General features: G+C 74.3%; 17 protein-coding genes. 4 read left to right on the forward strand and 13 right to left on the reverse strand.

All coding sequences use genetic code 11. The features are described from left to right. Positions 1–5: 5 nt before the first annotated feature. The 6 genes from AKI01S_RS13260 to AKI01S_RS13285 all read right to left on the reverse strand — a co-directional run bounded on the left by AKI01S_RS13260 (position 6) and on the right by AKI01S_RS13285 (position 6,896). A complete protein-coding gene (locus tag AKI01S_RS13260; protein WP_067815880.1) occupies positions 6–587 on the reverse strand; it encodes a P-loop nucleotide/nucleoside kinase family protein in 582 nt (193 codons plus the stop codon). Further along, a complete protein-coding gene (locus AKI01S_RS13265; RefSeq protein ID WP_067815883.1) occupies positions 587–1,645 on the reverse strand; it encodes an enolase C-terminal domain-like protein in 1,059 nt (352 codons plus the stop codon). Before AKI01S_RS13265 ends, AKI01S_RS13260 begins: the two co-directional genes overlap by 1 nt. Before the next feature lie 79 nt (positions 1,646–1,724). Beyond that, complete coding sequence (locus tag AKI01S_RS13270) at positions 1,725–2,153, reverse strand: hypothetical protein (RefSeq protein ID WP_067815886.1); 429 nt, start codon at positions 2,151–2,153, stop codon at positions 1,725–1,727. 103 nt (positions 2,154–2,256) lie between these two features. Further along, positions 2,257–3,768: an LCP family protein gene (locus AKI01S_RS13275; protein WP_083999486.1), complete on the reverse strand. Its 1,512-nt coding sequence runs from the start codon at positions 3,766–3,768 to the stop codon at positions 2,257–2,259. 111 nt (positions 3,769–3,879) lie between these two features. Next, complete coding sequence (locus tag AKI01S_RS13280) at positions 3,880–5,340, reverse strand: LCP family protein (RefSeq protein WP_067815890.1); 1,461 nt, start codon at positions 5,338–5,340, stop codon at positions 3,880–3,882. A 119-nt stretch (positions 5,341–5,459) separates the two neighbouring features. Then, positions 5,460–6,896 carry a GuaB1 family IMP dehydrogenase-related protein gene (locus AKI01S_RS13285; protein WP_067815894.1) on the reverse strand — a complete coding sequence of 479 codons (1,437 nt, stop codon included), beginning with the start codon at positions 6,894–6,896 and terminating at the stop codon, positions 5,460–5,462. A 622-nt stretch (positions 6,897–7,518) separates the two neighbouring features. Here AKI01S_RS13285 and AKI01S_RS13290 point away from each other — a divergent pair. Both AKI01S_RS13290 and AKI01S_RS13295 read left to right on the forward strand, forming a co-directional pair. Continuing rightward, on the forward strand, positions 7,519–8,430 hold the full coding sequence (locus AKI01S_RS13290) for an Lrp/AsnC family transcriptional regulator (RefSeq protein ID WP_067815897.1): 912 nt from the start codon (positions 7,519–7,521) through the stop codon (positions 8,428–8,430). A 76-nt stretch (positions 8,431–8,506) separates the two neighbouring features. Then, positions 8,507–9,250 carry a MerR family transcriptional regulator gene (locus tag AKI01S_RS13295; RefSeq protein ID WP_067815899.1) on the forward strand — a complete coding sequence of 248 codons (744 nt, stop codon included), beginning with the start codon at positions 8,507–8,509 and terminating at the stop codon, positions 9,248–9,250. Here the strand turns inward: AKI01S_RS13295 and AKI01S_RS13300 are convergent. Together AKI01S_RS13300 and AKI01S_RS13305 are read right to left on the reverse strand one after the other, a co-directional pair. Further along, the gene (locus AKI01S_RS13300; protein ID WP_245681602.1) at positions 9,237–10,838 is read right to left on the reverse strand and encodes a Na+/H+ antiporter; all 1,602 of its coding nucleotides are present in this window, start codon (positions 10,836–10,838) and stop codon (positions 9,237–9,239) included. The two genes, AKI01S_RS13295 and AKI01S_RS13300, sit on opposite strands and share 14 nt — an antisense overlap. 35 nt (positions 10,839–10,873) lie before the next feature. Then, the gene (locus AKI01S_RS13305) at positions 10,874–11,761 is read right to left on the reverse strand and encodes a LysR family transcriptional regulator (RefSeq protein WP_067815905.1); all 888 of its coding nucleotides are present in this window, start codon (positions 11,759–11,761) and stop codon (positions 10,874–10,876) included. 135 nt (positions 11,762–11,896) lie between these two features. On the opposite strand from AKI01S_RS13305, the gene surE reads away from it, so the two are divergent. Then, the gene (gene surE, locus AKI01S_RS13310; RefSeq protein WP_083999488.1) at positions 11,897–12,820 is read left to right on the forward strand and encodes a 5'/3'-nucleotidase SurE; all 924 of its coding nucleotides are present in this window, start codon (positions 11,897–11,899) and stop codon (positions 12,818–12,820) included. On the opposite strand, the gene AKI01S_RS13315 is transcribed toward surE, so the two are convergent. The 4 genes from AKI01S_RS13315 to AKI01S_RS13330 all read right to left on the reverse strand — a co-directional run bounded on the left by AKI01S_RS13315 (position 12,762) and on the right by AKI01S_RS13330 (position 16,441). Further along, positions 12,762–14,333 (reverse strand): MFS transporter, encoded by a 1,572-nt coding sequence (locus tag AKI01S_RS13315; RefSeq protein WP_067815908.1) that lies wholly within the window; start codon positions 14,331–14,333, stop codon positions 12,762–12,764. The genes surE and AKI01S_RS13315 overlap by 59 nt on opposite strands. Further along, on the reverse strand, positions 14,333–14,611 hold the full coding sequence (locus tag AKI01S_RS13320; protein WP_067815911.1) for a UBP-type zinc finger domain-containing protein: 279 nt from the start codon (positions 14,609–14,611) through the stop codon (positions 14,333–14,335). The genes AKI01S_RS13315 and AKI01S_RS13320 overlap by 1 nt, the downstream gene beginning before the upstream one ends. 28 nt (positions 14,612–14,639) lie before the next feature. Next, positions 14,640–15,674 (reverse strand): GDP-mannose 4,6-dehydratase, encoded by a 1,035-nt coding sequence (gmd, locus tag AKI01S_RS13325; RefSeq protein ID WP_067815998.1) that lies wholly within the window; start codon positions 15,672–15,674, stop codon positions 14,640–14,642. 185 nt (positions 15,675–15,859) lie between these two features. After that, complete coding sequence (locus AKI01S_RS13330; protein ID WP_067815914.1) at positions 15,860–16,441, reverse strand: CGNR zinc finger domain-containing protein; 582 nt, start codon at positions 16,439–16,441, stop codon at positions 15,860–15,862. Positions 16,442–16,533: 92 nt separating this feature from the next. Here AKI01S_RS13330 and AKI01S_RS13335 point away from each other — a divergent pair, with 92 nt between their 5' ends. Further along, positions 16,534–18,105: a Na+/H+ antiporter gene (locus tag AKI01S_RS13335; protein ID WP_067815917.1), complete on the forward strand. Its 1,572-nt coding sequence runs from the start codon at positions 16,534–16,536 to the stop codon at positions 18,103–18,105. 21 nt (positions 18,106–18,126) lie between these two features. Here the strand turns inward: AKI01S_RS13335 and AKI01S_RS13340 are convergent, their stop codons facing one another. Then, positions 18,127–18,699 carry a hypothetical protein gene (locus AKI01S_RS13340; protein ID WP_067815920.1) on the reverse strand — a complete coding sequence of 191 codons (573 nt, stop codon included), beginning with the start codon at positions 18,697–18,699 and terminating at the stop codon, positions 18,127–18,129. Positions 18,700–18,913: the final 214 nt, after the last annotated feature.

The following is an 18,913-nucleotide window of genomic DNA, read 5'->3' on the forward strand; positions in this document are numbered from 1 at the left end:
CCGCCCTACCGATCGGCGACCAGCGCCTCGACCTGCGCCGCCAACGGCGCCGGCGCGGTCAGGCGGTTGTCGACCTCCCGGTGCGGGACCGGCGGCGGCTCCTCGGGGCGCATCCGCTCCACGAACGCTTCGAACGCCGCCAGCTTGCCCGCGTCCCGGGGCAGGCCGCGGGCCCTCAGCCGGTGCCGGAGCGTCGCGGGGTCCGTGCGGATCCAGACCAGGCGCACCGGCGGGCCGCCCAGCTCCGCCGCCCACGCCGCCCAGCGTTCCGGGTCACGGATCTGGGCGGTGAACGGGCCGCTCAGCAGCACCGGGCAGCCGTGGGACCGGATCTCCGCCGCCGTGGCCGTCATGCCCGCGTACTCGTGCCGCTTGACGTGCTCGTCGTACCAGGGGCCCTCGCGCTCGCCCGGGTCACGGCCCCCCGCCGCCAGGACGGCCGCCACGAACGACCCGAACATCGTGTCCTTGTCCAGCAGCGCGGGCGTCGGGTCCAGCCGCGCCAGCAGCAGGTCCGCCACCGTCGTCTTGCCGCCGCCCGGCGGGCCCGCCACCACCCAGACCGGGGCGGGCACCGTGCCGGGCATCAGACCGGAAGGCGCATGCGGCGGCTCGCCAGCCGCTCGATGCGCTCCTCGTCGACCTCGTGCCCGAGACCCGGCTGGGTCAGCGGGACCCCGACCACCCCGCCGGAGGAGCGGACCGGGGGAGTGACGAACACCGGGCCGCCCGCCGGGTCGGTCACGTCGCTCGGCAGCGTCACCCCCGGCATCGCCGCCAGGGCCACCGTCGCCGCCTGCCCGATCCCGAACGCGCCCGGCCCGGTACACCAGATGTCCCAGCCCGCCGCGTAGGCGCGGTCGTGCGCGCCGCGCGCGGCGGTCAGCCCGCCCAGCAGGTCGATCCGCAGGTCCAGCACCCGGCCCGCCTCCAGCGCGACCGCCGCCTCCAGGGTGTCCAGGTCCCCGATCGCCGGGCCCACCGCCGTGCCGGTCCGCCGTTGCAGACGGGCGTGCGCGGCCAGGTCCCCGGCGGGGAAGGGCCGCTCGATCGCCAGCAGCCCGTAGCCGTCCAGGGCCTCCAGCGCCGCCAGGTGCTCGGGCGTCTCCCGGTAGGCGTGCCCCGCGTCCGCCACGACCGCCAGCGCCGGGAACGCCTCCCGGACCACCCGGACCGGCTCGATGTCCCAGCCCGGCCGCACCTCCACCGTCACCCGCGTGTGGCCCGCGCCGACCGCCCGGTTCACCCGTTCGGCGACCGTGTCCAGGATCGGCTCGGGCGAGATCCGCGCGCCCGTCACCAGCGACGTGCGGGTGCCGCCCAGCGCGTGCGCCAGCGGCAGCCCCCGCGTCCGGCACCACAGGTCCCAGCAGGCGGTGTCCACGGCCGCCGCCGCGCCCCTGCCGCCCAGCTCGGCCGCCGCCGACACGTCCTCGGGCCGCTCCCACTCCAGCCCGATCAGCGCCGGGCCCATCCGCTCGGTGAGGTCGGCCCACACCCCCGGCCCGTCGGAACGGTCCATCAGGGCGACCTCGCCCCAGCCCACCACACCGTCGTCGCCGGTCACCCGTACCAGGATGCTCTCGGGCCGCCTGCCGCGCGGCATCGCCACGTGGAAGGCCTCACAACCCTGGATCTGGGGCACTCGGTCCGCCTTTCCGCCTGAGGACGTTCCCTTCCATGATCCCCCCTTCCCGGACCGGCCCGCACACCGCCGATCCGGCTCACCGCCGGGCGAACCAGGGCGGACGCCGCCGGTAACCGCCCTCCTCCAGGCCCGCCAGCCGCTCGAACGGGTTGTAGGAGGCGTGGTCGCCGCACAGCAGCAACGACACCCCCGCGCACACCAGATACGCCACCGGCATCACCGGACCCAGGCAGAACGCGTACTGCGTGGCGTGCCGCCCTTCGTGCCGCAGCAGCGCCGGACGCGCCAGCAGGTCGCCCGCCGCGCCGCGCACCAGGATCACGTTGCCCACCGTGAACGCCGGGGCGTCCGGCAACGGCAGCCGGTACCCGCCCCGCACCAGCAGCCCGCCCGGGGCCCGCACCGTGTCCCGGCCCCGCGTCCCCACCGCTCCCAGCAGCAGCCCCAGCGGGGTCGACAGGTTGACCAGGTTCACCACCCGGCGGGCCCGGAGCGCGCGGTTCACGTCAGGGAGCGTTCCCGGCGCGGCACGCCGGCACGCCGCGGGCCGCCCGTCGCGCCCGGACCACCGGTCAGGGCGGTCAGGACGGTCAGGACGGTCAGGACGGTCAGGACGGGCAGGTCGCGTCCAGCGACACCGGCTTGGCGTCGGAGGCGCGCTTCCCGGCCGGCGTCCGGTCCGCGCGCGGCGTCCGGGACGGGCCCGGCGACGCGGACGCCGAGGTCGAGGGGGACGCCGAGGGGGAGGGGGTGGCCGAGGGGGAGGACGTCGCGCCCGCCTCCTGCTTGCTGACGGCCTGGGCGGCCAGCCGGCGGATCAGCGCGAAGTCCGGGGAGCCGGTGGCGATCAGCGGCGGCACGAACTGCAGGCTGTCGATCCGCGCCCCGTTCTTGACCTTGCCCGACAGCCGCACCAGCGCCGGCAGCAGCTCCTGCGGGATGTCGGTCGACAGGGTCCGCTTGGCCGCCGCCGCCAGCCGGTCGAACTTGGTCAGCACCGTCTGCGGGTCGGCCTGCTGGGCGATCGCCCGCAGCAGGCACTTCTGGCGGCCCATCCGCGTGTAGTCGTCGCTGTTGGTGCGCGAGCGCCCGTACCAGAGCGCCTCCTTGCCCTTCAGCGTCCGGTGCCCCGGCTGGAGCACCCCGCCGTCGGTGCCGTAGGGGATCGGCTCGGGGATGCGCAGCCTCACCCCGCCCATCGCGTCGATGAGGTCGGCGAAGCCGAACATGTCGACCAGGATGTAGTAGTCCACCCGCTGCCCGAGGATCCCGCTGATCGTCGCCTTGAGCAGCTCGGGGCCCCGGCTGTTCTTGGGCACCCCGGGAATGATGTCGGGGTGGTCCTCGGCGTACTGGTACACCTCGTTGAGCAGCCCCGGCGTCTCGGGTCCGTCCCCGGTGAAGCCGTAGGGGAACCGGTCGCGGGCCGGGCCCGGCGGCATCTGGAACCTCTCCAGGTTGCGCGGCAGGCTCAGCAGGACGGTGTCGCCGGTGCGGGTGTCGACGCTGGCGAGGGTCATGCTGTCGGTGCGCACGCCCTCCCGGTTGCGGGCGGCGTCGCCGCCGAGCAGCAGCACGTTCACGCGCGACTGCCCGTTCCACGGGTCCCGGGTGTCGACCTGGCGGCCGTTGGCGCCGCCGACGCGGAAGATGCTGCTCAGCGCGTCCTGGTACAGGTAGGTGCGGTGCGCCGCCCACGAGACCGGGACGGCCACCGCGAAGCACAGCACCGCCACCGCCGCCGCGCCCGCGGTGCGGGCCGGCAGCCGCAGCCCGCCCGGCCGGACCAGCTGGTAGGAGCGGACCACCACGGTGATCCAGACCAGGCCCAGCACCAGGAACCCGGCCGAGAGCCCGGTGATCCAGTCCGGCTGGACCGCCAGCTGCCGCAGGTCGTCCTGGAACACCGTCCAGGCGACCACTCCGGCCGCGCCCAGCGTCGCGTACAGGGCGAGCAGCAGGCCTCCGGTGAGCCGGCGGCCGGTGGCCAGATGGGCCACCCCCCACACCAGCGCGGACGCGAGGGTCAACCCCAGCGCGCGGGGCAGCCCGGAGTCGTCGCTGGTGCTGCGGTCGGCGTCCCTCTCCTCCTGGGTACGCTCGGCCGATCGACTCGCCATGTACGCTCCGATCCCCCACGCACGGTGATTTCAGGCTCCGAACTACATTATGGACGCGCAAAACCGGGTAAGGGTTGCGTGGTAGTCGACCGAATACGAGCTGTGGTGTTGTCAGGTGCAGCTTTGGTTCAGGATATGCAATCGGGCCCGGGTACGCACGGCCGACCCCCGGTTTTCGATCATTCGCTCCGCCGTGCGCCGGATCGCCGGATAGTCCGGCCGGGCCGGTGACACCAGCGGCGGCACGAACTGCAGGCTCGTGACCCGCGCGTTCCTGATCCTCGCCGACAGCGCGACCAGGTGCGGCAGCGTCCCGCGCGGCAGATCGGTGTTGACCGAGTACCGGAACACCCGCGACAGCCGCTGGAAGCTGCGCAGCACCGTCCAGGGGCCGGCCTGCCGGGCGATCTCCCACATCAGGCACTTCTGGCGGCCCATCCGGCCGTAGTCGTCGCCGCCGGTCCGCGAGCGCCCGTACCACAGCGCCTCGCGGCCGTTCAGCCTGCGGCAGCCGGGCCGCAGCACCCCGCCGGGGATCTGCTGCCGGGGCACCGGCACCGCGCGGTCCACGCACACCCGCACCCCGCCGACGGCGTCGACGATCTGCCGGAAGCTGCGCATGTCGACCATCGCGTAGTAGTGGACGCGGCGGCCCAGGATGTGGCCCACGGTCCGCTTGAGCAGCTCGGCCCCGGGGTTGCGGGCCCCGCCTCCCACCAGCCCCGGATGGGTCAGGCCGTGCTGGTAGACGGCGTTCAGCAGCTCGCGGCGGGGGAACGGCACGCGGCGGCGGCCCGACCAGACCGGGACGTTCTGCAGGTTGCGCGGCAGGCTCAGCAGGACGGTGTCGCCGGTGCGGGTGTCGATGCTGGCCACCGTCATGCTGTCGGTGCGGACGCCGGGACGGCCCACGTCGGCGTCCCCGCCCACCAGCAGGACGTTCAGCCGCTCCAGACGGCGCAGGGGGTCGGCCGGGGGAGCGGGCGGGGCGGCCGGAACGGCGTCGGGGGCGGTGGCCGCGGGGTCGTCGGCGAAGACGCTGCCGACCAGGTCCCGCTGGAGCTGCCCGTAGCGCGCGACGGTCAGCGGCGGCGCCAGCGCCAGCGCGCACAGCGCCGCCACCGCGACCCGGCCCGCCCGCCGCTCCCGCGCCGAGAGCGCGGCCGGGCGCAGCACCGCGTACGAGCGCGCCACCAGCGCGACCCAGGCGACGGCGGCCACCGCGCACCCGGCGATCAGCCCCGCCAGCCACTCCGGGCTCACCAGCAGCTCCAGCAGCCGTTCCCGGGCGCGCCCGGCGGCGACGGCGAGGGCGGTCAGCGTCAGGGCGTACCCGGTCAGCAGCGCCGCCCCGGCGCGGACCCGTCCGGCCCGCAGGTGCGCCAGGCCCGGCATCACGACCGACAGCGCGGTCAGCGCCAGCGCCTCGGCCAGCCGCGGCAGGGCGGGAGAGCGGCGCGAGCGCGCCCACCACGGCGGGATCGGGTCGAGATCCGGTTCCTCGGGTCCGGTTCCGTCCCCGGCCGGTCGTGGTGCTTCCAGGCGCGCGCGGATGGGTCCGCCGTCGTACATGTGCCGCCCCCCTCAGGGGCGGCGGCCCCCACCGTCGCCCCTGGAGGGCAAGGGTGGACGGCCGGACGCCGCGGCCGACAGCGCGACCACGGCGTCCTGGGAGAAAACGTGCGGCTCCGCTACCAACTGGTGGCCAGCGGCATACCCTCCGCGTAACCGGCCGAGCCCTGGATGCCGACCACGGCCTTGTCGTGGAACTCCTCCAGGTCGCGCGCGCCCGCGTAGGTGCACGACGAGCGCAGTCCCGCCACGATCGAGTCGATCAGGTCCTCCACGCCCGGACGCTGCGGGTCCAGGAACATCCGGGAGGTCGAGATGCCCTCCTCGAACAGCGCCTTGCGCGCCCGGTCGAACGGCGAGTCCTCGGCGGTGCGCAGCCGGACCGCGCGGGCCGAGGCCATGCCGAAGCTCTCCTTGTACAGGCGGCCGTCGGCGGCGCGCTGCAGGTCGCCGGGCGACTCGTAGGTCCCGGCGAACCAGGAGCCGACCATCACGTTGGCCGCGCCCGCCGCCAGCGCCAGGGCCACGTCGCGGGGGTGGCGCACCCCGCCGTCGGCCCAGACGTGCCGGCCCAGGCGGCGCGCCTCGGCGGCGCACTCCAGAACGGCCGAGAACTGCGGGCGGCCCACACCGGTCATCATGCGGGTGGTGCACATCGCGCCCGGGCCCACGCCGACCTTGACGATGTCGGCCCCGGCCTCGATCAGGTCGCGGGTGCCCTCGGCGGTGACCACGTTGCCGGCCACGATCGGCACCTGCGGGTCCAGCCCGCGGACCGCCCCCAGCGCGCTGATCATCTTCTCCTGGTGGCCGTGCGCGGTGTCCACCACGATCAGGTCGGCCCCGGCCTCCAGCAGCGCCTTGGCCTTGCCGGCCACGTCGCCGTTCACGCCGACCGCCGCGGCGACGCGCAGCCGGCCCTCGGCGTCCACGGCGGGCTTGTACAGGGTGGCGCGCAGCGCGCCGGTGCGGGTCAGGACGCCGACCAGCCGCCCGTCGCCGTCCACGACCGGGGCCAGGCGGTGGCCGCGCTCGTGCAGCCGGTTGAACGCCTCGCGCGGGTCGACCCCGGCGGGCAGCGTCACCAGGTCGCTGGACATGATGTCGCGCAGCTGGGCGAAGCGGTCCACGCCGTGGCAGTCGGCCTCGGTGACCACGCCGACCGGTCGGTCGTCCTCGACGACGATCACGGCGTTGTGGGCGCGCTTGGGCAGCAGCGCCAGGGCCTCGCCCGCGGTGGAGGTGGGCGCCAGGGTGATCGGGGTGTCGACGACCAGGTCACGCTGCTTCACCCAGCCGATGACGTCGGACACCACGTCGACCGGGATGTCCTGCGGGATGACGGCGATGCCGCCGCGCCGCGCGATCGTCTCGGCCATGCGGCGGCCCGACACCGCCGTCATGTTCGCGACGACGAGCGGGACGGTCGTCCCGCTGCCGTCGAAGGTGGCCAGGTCGACCTCCAGGCGGGACCCGACCGAGGAGCGGTTGGGGACCATGAAGACGTCGTTGTAGGTGAGGTCGTGAGCGTTGTGCTCACCATTCAGCAGTCGCACGGCTGTCTTACACACCAATCGCGATCAGGAGTGGCTGGGCCACCGTACATTGTGAGCCATACCCCAGGGTGCTGTGACCAAGCACGCACCGCTACGAAGATCGAACGGTCGCGGCCGGCGGACGTCGCTGACCTGCGCGACCCCGCCGAGCGGCGGAATCGATGGCCACGGCAGGGTTGGCTCTCTGTAAAGTTACCTCTTGACGTCGCAGCGCCCCCGATGCACTTTTCTTACATGTGCCTCGCGCGGACGGACGTGCGCCCGTAGAGGCGGCACAGCAGAACACCGGGGAGACGCGCATGCAGGTCACGCTGGCAGGCCCGGTGAAGGCTGCCTTTCCGCGCCCGTGCGGGCGCGGCCGGAGTGACCATCGCCACCCCCCTCGCCGCCGATGCCCCGCGGGCCCCGATCCGCCCCGGGGGCAGGGGCGTGCGCGTTGCGTTCCCGCACCGCGTGGCAGGGCCCCCTATTCGGCGCCCAACGGACTTTTCGCCGACGCTTCGACGGCGGCGCGCCGCGCCGAACACGAGCAGGATCAATATTTGACGGGATACCGCCCCGAAATGGAATGATCTTGCAGTTGCGACAAAACGATCTTCAAGGGATGTCGAGGAGGACAGCCGTGCTGGATGCGGTCGACGCCGTGCTCGTCCGCGAGCTCCAGCGGGATGGCAGGGCCACCTTCCAGGCCCTCGCCGACCGGGTCGGGCTTTCCCGCACGGCAGTGCGGGCACGCGTGCAGAACCTTCTCGAAACGGGGGTCGTCCGCGTCGTGGGCATCGTGCACGCCGCGGTCGTCGGGGCCGAGGCCGTGGGGCACGTGTCGGTCACGGTCACCGGGTCGGCCCGCGAGGTCGCCGCCGCCATCGCCGAGCGCCCCGCCGTCAGCTTCACCGCGCTCACCGCCGGACCCCAGGACCTGGTCGTCCAGGTCCGCACCCGCGACGACGCCGCCCTGGCCGCCGAGATCGACCAGATCCGGTCGGTGCCCGGCGTGCGGTCGGCCGAGGTGTTCCGCTCGGTGTCGACGGTGCGCGACACCCACGCGGTGGTGCGCGAACTGGGCGACATCACCCTCGACGACATCGACTGGCGGCTGCTGCAGGAGCTGCAGCGCGACGGCCGCGCCCCCTACACCAGGCTCGCGCAGATCATCGGGCTGTCGCAGGCCGCGACCCGCGCCCGGGTGGTGCGGCTGATGCGCTCGGGGGTCATCCAGGTCACCGGCCTGGCCGACCCGCACGCCCTCGGCGCCGCCGAGCTGGGCGGGTTCGGGCTGGTGGTGACCGGGGGACTGCGCCGGGTCGCCGAGGCCGTCGCCGAGCAGGAGGGCGTGCGCTACCTGGCGACCGGGTTCGGCCGCTACGACATCGTCGGGCAGGCCGAGGCGGCCTCCCGCGCCGAGCTGGTCGCGGTGCTGGACGCCATCCGCGCCATCCCCGGCGCGACCGTCCGCGAGTCGTGGCACCACCTGGACGTGGTGAAGGAGTCCTACGCCGTCGAGCTCCCGGACAAGCCGCTGAACGGGAACTGACCGCCGCGAACCCCCGCCGGCGGGACGGCCCGCGGGCTTGACCTTCGAGCCGGGTCGAAGGCCTACCGTCGGGGGTATGGACGGTATGCGGATCTCCCAGCTCGCCGAACGGACCGGTGTCCCGGCCACCACGCTGCGCTTCTACGACACCGCGGGACTGCTCCCGGCCGAGCGCTCCCCGTCGGGGTACCGCCTCTACGGCCGGGACGCGGTGGAGCGGCTGGCGTTCATCCGCGAGGCCAAGCGACTGGGGCTGCCCCTGGAGGAGATCGCCGAGCTGCTGCGGGTGTGGGCCACCGGCGCCTGCGCGGACGTCAAGGCCGACCTGCGGCCGCGCGTGGCCGCCCGGCTGGGCGAGGCCGAGGCCCGCATCGCCGAACTGGCGGCCTTCACCGCCTCGCTGCGGCGGGCGCTGGCCCACCTGGACGCCCTGCCCGACCGCTCGGGCCGGTGCGACCCGCGGTGCGGCCTCCTCGCCCCGGAGGAGCAGGGGGATCGGTGGCGCGGTGTCCCGGTGGCCTGCTCGCTGACCGGCGAGGCGGTGGCCGAGCGGGTCGGCCGGTGGCGGCAGATTCTGGACGGCGCCGAGCCGCGGGAGATCGACGGGGGCGTGCGGGTCACCCTGCCCGCCGACCGCGTCGCCGCACTGGCCGCGCTCGCCGCCGACGAGCAGCGGTGCTGCCCGTTCTTCGACTTCCGGCTCCATCTGGACGGCCCGGCGGTGCACCTGGAGGCGCGCGCCCCGGCGCAGGCCGCCGACCTGCTGGGGGAGCTGTTCACCCCCGCCCGGGGCCCGGGAACACGGGTCAGTCGCGGTTGAGCGCGGCCTCCTCCAGGTCCAGTTCGTGCAGCATCCGCTGGAGGACCTCGTCGTCGATGCGGCGCTCGTTCCGCATCCGCACCAGCGTCGCGCGTTCGGCGGCCAGCATCTCCCGGCGCAGCCGCCGGTAGACGGCGGTCGGCACCTCCTCGCCCTCCGGGCCGGTGCCACCGCCCAGCCGTTCCCACGCCCGCATCTGCCGGTGCTCGGCCATCGCCCGCAGCCGCTCCACCACCGTCGGGTCCAGCATGTCGCCGGTGTCGGCGGCCAGCTCCTCCAGCCGCGCCATCGCCGCGTTGGCGGCGGCGTGCTGGGCGCCCGCCTCGGCCACGCTGTCCTCGTAGCGCTCCCGCTCGGCGGCCACGCCCAGCCACCGGATCAGCGGCGGGAACGTCAGCCCCTGCACCAGCAGGGTGCCCAGCACCGTGGTGAACGTCAGGAAGACGATCAGGTCGCGGCCGGGGAACGGCGCGCCGCCCGCGACGGTGGCCGGCACCGCGAACGCCGCCGCCAGCGACACCACCCCGCGCATGCCCGCCCACGACACCACGACCTTGGCGCGCCAGTCGAGCGTCCGGGGACGGCGGCGCCCCGCGGGCGTCAGCCGGAACGGCAGGTATCCCGTGAACACCCACACGAACCGGGCGACGACCGTCACCGCGAACACCGCCAGCGCCCACCAGGTCAGCGAGCCCCACCCGTACCCGGACAGTCCCTCCAGCACCGACGGAAGCTGGAGCCCGATCAGCAGGAACACCACCGACTCCAGCAGGAAGACCATGACCTTCCAGAAGGAGTGGCCGATCAGCCGGCTCACCGCGGGCGACTCGGTGAAGCGGTGTCCCAGGTACAGCCCGCTCACCACCACCGCGATCACTCCGGAGGCGTGCACCGCCTCGGCCGTCAGGTACGCGGCGAACGGAGCCACGACCACCACCGAGTTCTCCACCAGCGGGTCGTTCAGCCGGGTCCGCAGCCAGTGCAGCGGCGGCCCCAGCAGTAGCCCCACCGCCGCGCCGACCCCGGCCGCGAACAGGAACCGCCCCATCCCGTCGGCCAGGGTGAAGCCCGCGCCGACCGCCGCCGCCAGCGCCACCCGGAACGCCGTCAGCGCGGTGGCGTCGTTGAACAGGCTCTCGCCGACCAGGATCGTCACCACCCGCCGGGGCAGCCCCAGGCGCTGGGCGACGCTGACGGCGGCGACCGCGTCCGGCGGCGCCACGATCGCGCCCAGCGCCAGCGCCGCCGCCAGCGGCAGGTCCGGGACCAGCAGGTGCGCCGTGTACCCGACCGCCAGGGTGGTGAACAGCACCAGCCCGACCGACAGCAGCCCGATCGGCCGGCGGTTCTCCCGCAGGTCGTAGTAGGAGCTCTGCCACGCCGCCGAGAACAGCAGCGGCGGCAGGAACACGAACAGCACGAACTCGGGGTCGAGCCTGAACTCCGGCACCCCCGGCACCAGGGACACCAGCAGTCCGGCGACCACCAGCGCCAGCGGTGTCGAGAGCGCGTACCGGCGGGCCAGCGCGGCCACCCCCAGCGCGCAGACGGGTACCGCCAACAGCCACAACGCGTGTGTCGCTCCCACAACGCCGATCATGGCAGATGGACGGAGCGGGGCGTTCAGTGCGGTTTGCGTTCCCGCGTCTCCCGGGCCGTCTCCTTGGCGAACGCCAGGAAGTCGCGCGCCACCGGAGGCAGATGCCGGTGCGGGTGCACCAGCCCGATCATCCGGGTGATCGGCGGCATGAACGACCGCACCACCAGCCCCTCGGCGTCGTCGATCTGGTTGCGGTACCACACCAGCGAGCCCATCCCGGCGCGCACCCAGCCCAGCCAGGAGCCGCGCTCGTCGGACTCCACCGCCGGGACCACCCGCGCCCCGACCCGGTCCAGCATCGCGTCGATCTCGGCGCGGCGGGCGCTGCCGCGCGCCGGCAGCACCAGCCGCATCCCGTCCAGCGCCGTCAGCGGCACCGGGTCGCGCAGCTTCAGCGCCGGCGGCGAGATCAGCACGACCTCGCGCTGCTCGAAGGGGTGGGCCGCCAGGTCGCCGGGCACCGGCAGGTCGGTCAGCGCCAGGTCGGCGCGGCCCGCGCGCAGCGCGGCGGCGACGTGGTCGCGGCCGTCGCAGCGCACCACCCGCACCCGCACCGCGGGCTGGTCGCGGGCGAAGCGGGGGATGAGCCGGCCGGTGAGCTCCGGCTCCAGGGAGGAGGTGGTGGCGATGCGCAGCTCACCGCCGCGGCCGTTGGCCCGCGCCACCGACAGGCCCTCGATCGCGTCGACCGCGTCCAGCGCCACCCGCGCCTGGCGGACGACCTGCTCGCCGACCGCGGTGAGCACCACGCCCCGCCCCGAACGGGCGAACAGCTCCACACCGAGCTCGCGTTCCAGCTCGCGGACGGCCCGCGACAGCGCGGGCTGGGCGACGTACAGCGCCTGGGCCGCCGATGTCATCGTGCCGTGGTCGGCGGTGGCCACGACGTAGCGGAGCTGCCGCAGATTCATGCCCTGACCGTATGACAACGAACCGATCCGGTCTTGGACATAGCCGGAATAGGCCCGGAGATTTGCAGGCAACGCTCACCGGCCCGGCGCACCGGTCCCCACCGGCCGCCGGACCCAGCCCCCGTGAGGTGTCCCATGACACGAGCCGGCCCCCGCCCCCGGACCATCCTGGCCCTGGCCGCGCTGCCCGCCCTCGCCCTGGCCGCGCCCGCCACCGCGCCCGCCACCGCCTCCGCCGAGACCGCGTCCGCCGGGACGGCCGCGCCCCGGCACCGCGCCCCCGCCCCGCTGAACATCCTGCTCACCAACGACGACGGCTACCAGGCGCCCGGCCTGGCCGCCGTCCGGCAGGCCCTCACCGACGCCGGGCACCGGGTCACCGTCGTCGCGCCCGCCACCGACCAGTCCGGCCGGAGCGCCGCGATCACCGCCACCCTCGGCGCGCGGCTGGCCGCCCGGCAGGAGTCGCCCGGCGTCTGGTCGGTCGGCGGCACCCCCGCCGACAGCGTCTACTTCGCCCTGGCCGTGGTGTTCGCCGACCGCGCGCCCGACCTGGTGGTGTCGGGCACCAACTTCGGCCAGAACACCGGCACGGTCGCCAACCACTCCGGCACCGTCGGCGCGGCGATCACCGCGCTGGAACGCGGGATCCCCGCCATCGCCGTCAGCACCGAGTACGACCCGAGGGCCGGGAACGAGGCGACGCTCCGGACGTTCCCGGCCACCGCGCGGTACACCGCCGACCTCATCGCCAGACTGCGGCGCGCGTCCGACGGGCGGGCGGTGCTGCCGCCCGGCACCGCCCTGAACGTCAACTACCCGATCACCGAGGCGGGGCCCAGGGGCACCAGGCACACCCGCCTCGGCAGGACCGCGCAGTTCACCCTGACCTACACCCCGGCGGGCGACGGGCAGTACGTGATCGGCGGGCGGCTCTCCACCGAGCCCGAGCCGGTCCGCAACGCCGACACCACCGCCCTCGCCCAGGACTACGTCTCGGTCACCCCGCTGGACGGGGACTGGACGCACCCGTCGGCGGCGCCCCTCCGGGCGCGCTAGCCCGGGCGGGCTCCAACGGCGGGGCCCCGACCGCGCAGTGACTACGGCACTGCGGCTCCTTCGCGGCGGGGGCGGCGCGCAGCACGTCGTCGCGCACGGCGGCGAACGTCAGCGCCGCCCCCGCCACCAGCAGCACCGCGCACACCGTCAACGCCGCCTGGTAGCCGTCGGCGAACCGCCCGGGATCCCGGTAGGCGTCGCCGGTCAGCCCCGCCAGCGGCGGGACCGCCGCGACCGCCAGCAGGCCCGCCGCCCGCGCGACCGCGTTGTTGACGCCGCTGGCGATCCCGGCGTGCCGCTCGTCGGCCGACGCCAGCACCGTCGCGGTCAGCGGCGCGACCATCGCCGACAGGCCCAGCCCGAACACGACCGCCGCGGGCAGCACGTCCCGCACGTAGGAGGTCTCGGGCCCGAACCGGCTCGCCATCAGCATCCCGGCCGCCGCGACCAGCAGCCCCACCGCCATCGGACGCCGGGGCCCGATCCGCTGCGCCAGCGCCCCGGCGCGCGACGACAGCAGCAGCATCAGCACCGTCACCGGCAGCAGCGCCGTGCCGGCCGCGACCGGCGAGAACCCGGCCACGACCTGGAGGTCCAGCACCAGCAGGAAGAACATCACGCTCATGCCGCCGTAGACCAGGAACGTCACCGCGTTGACCGCCGAGAACTGCCGCGACCCGAACAGGCCCAGCGGCAGCATCGGCGGGATCTCCCGGCCGTCCGCGCGCGCCCGGTCACGCGTTCCGTCCGCGCGGCCCCGGGACCGTTCCACCCACCAGAACGCCACCGCCGACAGCAGCCCCACGGCCGTCGCCGCCGCCACGGCCGCGCCGAACCCGCTCGCGGGCCCCTCGGTGAGCGCGTAGGTCGTCCCGGCCAGCGTGGCCGCCGCCAGCACCGCCCCCAGCACGTCGAACCGGCCGTGCGTACCGGGATCGACGCTCTCGGGCACGTGCCGCACCGCCACCAGCACCACCACCGCCGCCAGCGGCAGGTTCAGCAGGAACACCCAGCGCCAGCCCGCCGCCTCCACCAGCCAGCCCCCGGCGAACGGCCCGATCGCGCCCGCCACGCCGCCCAGCCCCGACCAGGCCCCGACCGCGCGCGGCCGGTCGTCGGGCGCGAACGACGCCTGGATGATCGCCAGTGAGCCGGGGGTCAGCAGCGCCCCGCCCACGCCCTGCAACGCGCGGGCCGCCACCAGCATCGGCACGTTCTGCGCCAGCCCGCACAGCAGCGACGCCACCGCGAACCACACCACGCCGATCACGAACACCCGGCGCCGCCCGTACCGGTCGCCCAGCGCGCCGCCGAGGAGGATCAGCCCGGCCAGCGCCAGCGTGTAGGCGTTGACCGTCCACTGCAACCCGGCCATGTCGGCGCCCAGCTCGTCGGCCAGCCTCGGCAGCGCCACGTTCACCACGGTCGCGTCGAGCATCGCCACGCTGGAGCCCAGCACGGTGGCCAGCAGGATCCACCGGCCGGCGGGGGTGCCCAGCCGCACCTGGGCCATCAGACGATCATTTCGTCGACGAAGCACCAGCGCCAGTCCTCGCCCGGCTCGAACGACCGGACGACCGCGTGCGCGGGATCCTCCCGGCGGCTGTCGTGGAAGTGGCGGGTGGCGTGCCGCTGCGGCGAGGAGTCACAGCACCCCACGTGCCCGCATGTCAGGCACAACCGCAGGTGCACCCAGCGGGTGCCGTCCCGAAGGCACTCCTCGCAACCCTGCGGCGTGCGCGGTTCCGGGGCGGCGTCGGGGAGGTCCTTCACATGGTCACATGTAGCCATGACAGCATGATCGCACGCCCCCGGCCGTTCACCAGTGGTCGGGACTGAACGGCTCGCCCTCCGGCCGCGCCGACCCGCTGAGCAGCCTCAGGTCCGACTCGACCATCATCGTCACCAGCTCCTCGAAGGTGACGCGCGGCTCCCACCCGAGCTGCTCGCGCGCCTTCTTGGGGTCGGCGCACAGCAGGTCCACCTCGGCGGGCCGGGTGTAGCGGTCGTCCAGCACCACGTGGTCCTGCCAGTCGAGGCCCACGGTGCGGAAGGCGAACTCCACCAGGTCCCGCACCGAGTGGATCTTGCCGGTGCCGATGACGTAGTCCTCGGGCGCCTCCTGCGCCAGCATCATCCGCATGGCGCGCGCGTAGTCCCCGGCGTAGCCCCAGTCGCGGCGGGCCTCCAGGTTGCCCATCCGCAGCTCGGAGGCCAGCCCCAGCTTGATGCGGGCCGCGCCGAGCGTCACCTTGCGGGTGACGAACTCCGCGCCCCGGCGGGGCGACTCGTGGTTGAACAGGATCCCGCTGACCGCGAACATCCCGTAGGACTCGCGGTAGTTCTGGGTGATGTAGTGCCCGTAGGTCTTGGCGACGCCGTAGGGGCTGCGCGGGTGGAACGGGGTCCGCTCGTTCTGCGGGGTCTCCCGGACCATCCCGAACATCTCCGACGAGGAGGCCTGGTAGAAGCGGATCTGCTCGCCGCCCGGCGTGCGCGACTGGCTGATGCCCGACACCACGCGGATCGCCTCCAGCATCCGCAGCACGCCCATGCCGGTGACCTCGGCGGTCAGCTCCGCCTGCTGCCACGACATCGGCACATAGGAGATCGCCCCGAGGTTGTAGACCTCGTCGGGCCGCACCCGCTCCACCGCCGAGATCAGGCTGCCCTGGTCCAGCAGGTCACCGGTGGTGATCCGAACGTCGCCGATGTGCTTGCGCAGCCGCGACACGTGCGGATTGGCCTGACCCCGTACCAGGCCCCAGACCTCATACCCCTCGGCGAGCAGATGCTCGGCGAGGTAAGAGCCGTCCTGCCCGGTGATGCCGGTGATGAGTGCTCGCCTGGACAGCGGATCCTCCAAGGCTGAAATAGGTCAGACGTGGCGGCTCGGCGGGGCGGACCACGACGAGCGTGAACCATGAGGTTAGCGACCCTGGAGCGCCACTGACGAGACAGGGGCGACTTTCCACCGAATTTGCTTCTGTTCCGGCCTTCCCCGGTGATCAGACCCGGAGTCGGAGGCGGTGTCCGGGCTCAGTGCTCGGTGGAGCCGACCGTCTTCGGCTCGGCCTCACGGCGGCGCGCCCGGTAGGCCGCCACATGCATGCGGTTGCCGCAGGTGCGGCTGTCGCAGTACCGGCGGCACCGGTTGCGCGACAGGTCCACCAGCACCCGTTCGCAGTCCGGGGCGGCGCAGGTGCGCAGCCGGTCCAGCTCCCCGGCCGACACCACGTAGGCCAGCGCCATCCCGCAGTCGGCCGCCAGGTGCTCGCCCATCGGCGCGCCCGGCGCGAAGAAGTGCACGTGCCAGTCGTAGCCGTCGTGGTCGGTCAGGTGGGGCCGGGCGCGGACCTCGGCGACGACCTCGTTGATCAGCCGGACGGCGGCCGGCACGTCCTCGGCCCGGAACACCGCGTGGAACCGCTCGCGCAGCCCGCGCACCCGCGCCAGGTCCGCCTCGGTCAGGTCGCCCACGTCGCTGAACCGGTTGCGGTGCACGAACGCCCGCAGCGCCGCCAGGTCGCCGAGCAGTTCGGTCCCCGCCGCGGCGGGGCCGGTGTTGATCAGATCGACGACGGTGCCGAGCGCGTACTCGGTGTCATGCGTGAAGATCACAGGTGGCTCCAGTCTCGCGCGGACCACCTCTCACCCTACGGCGGCCCGAGCCGCCGCGTGTACCCCCCGGTCCGGCTGGAAACGATCATGGGGTGGAGCCTGAACGCCTGTTCGTCGTCCTGCTGGTGGTCGCGGTGGTGGTGCTGCTCGCCCGGACGCTGGCCGCGCGGGGCGGCGTTCCCGACGCCATCTGGCTGGTCGTGCTCGGCATGGCCGCCGGGTTCGTGCCCGCGCTGCCCGCGGTGGAGATCTCGCCGGACCTGGTGCTGCTGGGCTTCCTGCCGCCGCTGATCTACCACGCGGCGTTCTTCACCTCCCCGCGCGAGGCCCGCGCGGACGCGGTGCCGATCTTCGCGATGGCGTTCGGGCTGACCGCGGTGACGACCCTGGCGGTCGCCGGGACCGCCTACGCGCTGCTGCCCTCGGTCGGCTGGGCCGCCGCCATCGCGTTCGGCGCGGCCGTCGCCCCGACCGACGCGGTCGCCGCCACCTCGGTGCTGAAGCGCCTGGGCGCGCCGCGCCGCATGGTCACCATCCTGGAGGGCGAGAGCCTCATCAACGACGGGGTGGCGCTGACGGTGTTCGGGCTGGCCGTCGAGGCGATGACCGGCGGGTTCAGCCCCGGCCACGGCGTGCTGCGGGCCGTGCAGGTCGTGGTCGGCGGCGTGGTCTACGGCCTGCTGGTCGCCGTGGTGGCCCGCCGGGTCCGGCGCCGGGTCTCCGACCCCATGAGCCAGGTCATCGTCTCGCTGATCATCCCCTACGCGGCCTACGTGCCCGCCGAGAACCTGGGGGCCTCGGGCGTGCTGGCCACCGTCGTGACCGGCTTCTACCTCGGCACCCGCGGCGAGGGCGTGCTGCAGCCCGCCTCCCGGGTGGCCGGGCGGCTGTTCTGGCGCATCCTGATCTTCCTGCTGGAGTCGGCGCTGTTCGTGCTGCTGGGCCTGGAGATCCGGGAGGTGCTGCGCGACCTCGGCGCCTACACCTGGGGCACCGTGCTGCTGACCGCCCTGGCCGTCACGGGCGTGGCCGTCGGGGTCCGGCTGCTGTGGCAGTGGGGGCACGGGCCGCTGCTGGTGCTGCTGCCCGGCGGCCGCCACCTGCGCGGCCTGGGGTTCCGGGAGCGCACCGTGATGGGCCTGGCCGGGATGCGCGGCGCGATCACGCTGGCGATCGCCCTGTCGCTGCCCCGCGACGCCGGACCCGGCCGCGACGTGCTGGTGCTGCTGGCCGCCCTGGTCGTGCTGGCCACGCTGGTCGGGCAGGCCCCGCCCCTGCCGCTGCTGCTGCGCCGCCTCGGCCTGCTGGAGGCCGGCGACCGCCGCCGCGTCGCGGCGATGTCGGCCCGCGAGGACATGGTGCGGGCCGCGCTGGAGCGGCTGGACGCGATGGCCGACGCCGCCGAGGTGGACGAACGCACCGCCGAGGCGTTCCGCCAGATGATGGAACTCCGGCTGGAACGCCTGCGTTACTTCAAGGACGAGGAGAACGCGGAGGGCGAGCCGCCCGGCGGCCGGCGCGTGCGCGCCGCCCTCGCCGAGGCCGAGCGCGCCAAGCTCAAGGAGCTCTACGGGAAGGGACGCATCGACGGTGACACCTACCAGGCCATCGGCAGGGAGCTGGACCTCGCGGGCCCGGTGTCGCTCGTCCGGCCCCTGACGTGACCGCGGGGCGCGGGAAGGCGATCAGCGCGAGTAGTGCGGGTCGGCCACCACGGGGTAGTAGGCGCCCTCGTGCTGGACCCGCATGACGACCGTCTGCCCCTCCAGGGCGTAGTCCGCCTTCACCTGGCGGAACATCGAGTCGCACGCCCAGGGGTTGTAGAACCGGCCGACCGTCGCCCCGTACCGCAGGTGCACCACGTCGTAGCCGCCCGACGGCATCGCCTCCAGCGCCAGCCCGTCGGCCAGCGAGACCGGGAAGCGGAACTCCGTCGGCGCGTCCGGGCCGTGCACCACGGTCAGCAGCCGGATGCCGCTGGCGGTGGTCTGGGCGACGATGTCGGTGTCGACGTCCACCCCCACCAGCACGCGCAGCGTCGGCCGCAGCACCTGGTGGACGGTGTCCCCGGCGGCGACGTCGATGCCGACGTGGATGCGCTGGCCGTCCTTGGTGGGGACCCACACCCCGTCACGGGCGCGCTGCCCCCAGGCCACGTCCGGGTTGTCGAGCTCCTGAGGCTCGTGCTTACCGCGGGCGACGAGGATCCGGGAGGCGGCGTTCATGGCCGCGGCAGCCCCGTCCCGTGCGTGCCTCATGGCGGGCCCCCTAGCCTTCTTCCGTAACGGTCACGTCGGATGTCGCGACGTTGTTCTGGGTTTACCACGGGGAAGCGTGACACGACCTCCCTTGGTCGGCACTCGGGTGCTTTGTGACGTTTGCCCGTGCGACGTTGGACCCTACACCACGCTTAACGCAGGTTGGGCGGAAGTCGCCGAGGTCGTCCCGCCCCCGGTCACGGGCGGGAACGCG

Source organism: Actinomadura kijaniata NBRC 14229 (assembly GCF_001552175.1).
Lineage (GTDB): Bacteria > Actinomycetota > Actinomycetes > Streptosporangiales > Streptosporangiaceae > Spirillospora > Spirillospora kijaniata.

Bases quoted from the DNA above. Each gene is read 5' to 3' on its own strand.
- AKI01S_RS13260 (WP_067815880.1), bottom strand. From the start codon at position 587: ATGCCCGGCACGGTGCCCGCCCCGGTCTGGGTGGTGGCGGGCCCGCCG.
- AKI01S_RS13275 (WP_083999486.1), bottom strand. From the start codon at position 3,768: ATGGCGAGTCGATCGGCCGAGCGTACCCAGGAGGAGAGGGACGCCGAC.
- AKI01S_RS13280 (WP_067815890.1), bottom strand. From the start codon at position 5,340: ATGTACGACGGCGGACCCATCCGCGCGCGCCTGGAAGCACCACGACCG.
- AKI01S_RS13295 (WP_067815899.1), top strand. From the start codon at position 8,507: ATGGACGGTATGCGGATCTCCCAGCTCGCCGAACGGACCGGTGTCCCG.
- AKI01S_RS13305 (WP_067815905.1), bottom strand. From the start codon at position 11,761: ATGAATCTGCGGCAGCTCCGCTACGTCGTGGCCACCGCCGACCACGGC.
- surE (WP_083999488.1), top strand. From the start codon at position 11,897: ATGACACGAGCCGGCCCCCGCCCCCGGACCATCCTGGCCCTGGCCGCG.
- AKI01S_RS13315 (WP_067815908.1), bottom strand. From the start codon at position 14,333: ATGGCCCAGGTGCGGCTGGGCACCCCCGCCGGCCGGTGGATCCTGCTG.
- AKI01S_RS13320 (WP_067815911.1), bottom strand. From the start codon at position 14,611: ATGGCTACATGTGACCATGTGAAGGACCTCCCCGACGCCGCCCCGGAA.
- AKI01S_RS13340 (WP_067815920.1), bottom strand. From the start codon at position 18,699: ATGAGGCACGCACGGGACGGGGCTGCCGCGGCCATGAACGCCGCCTCC.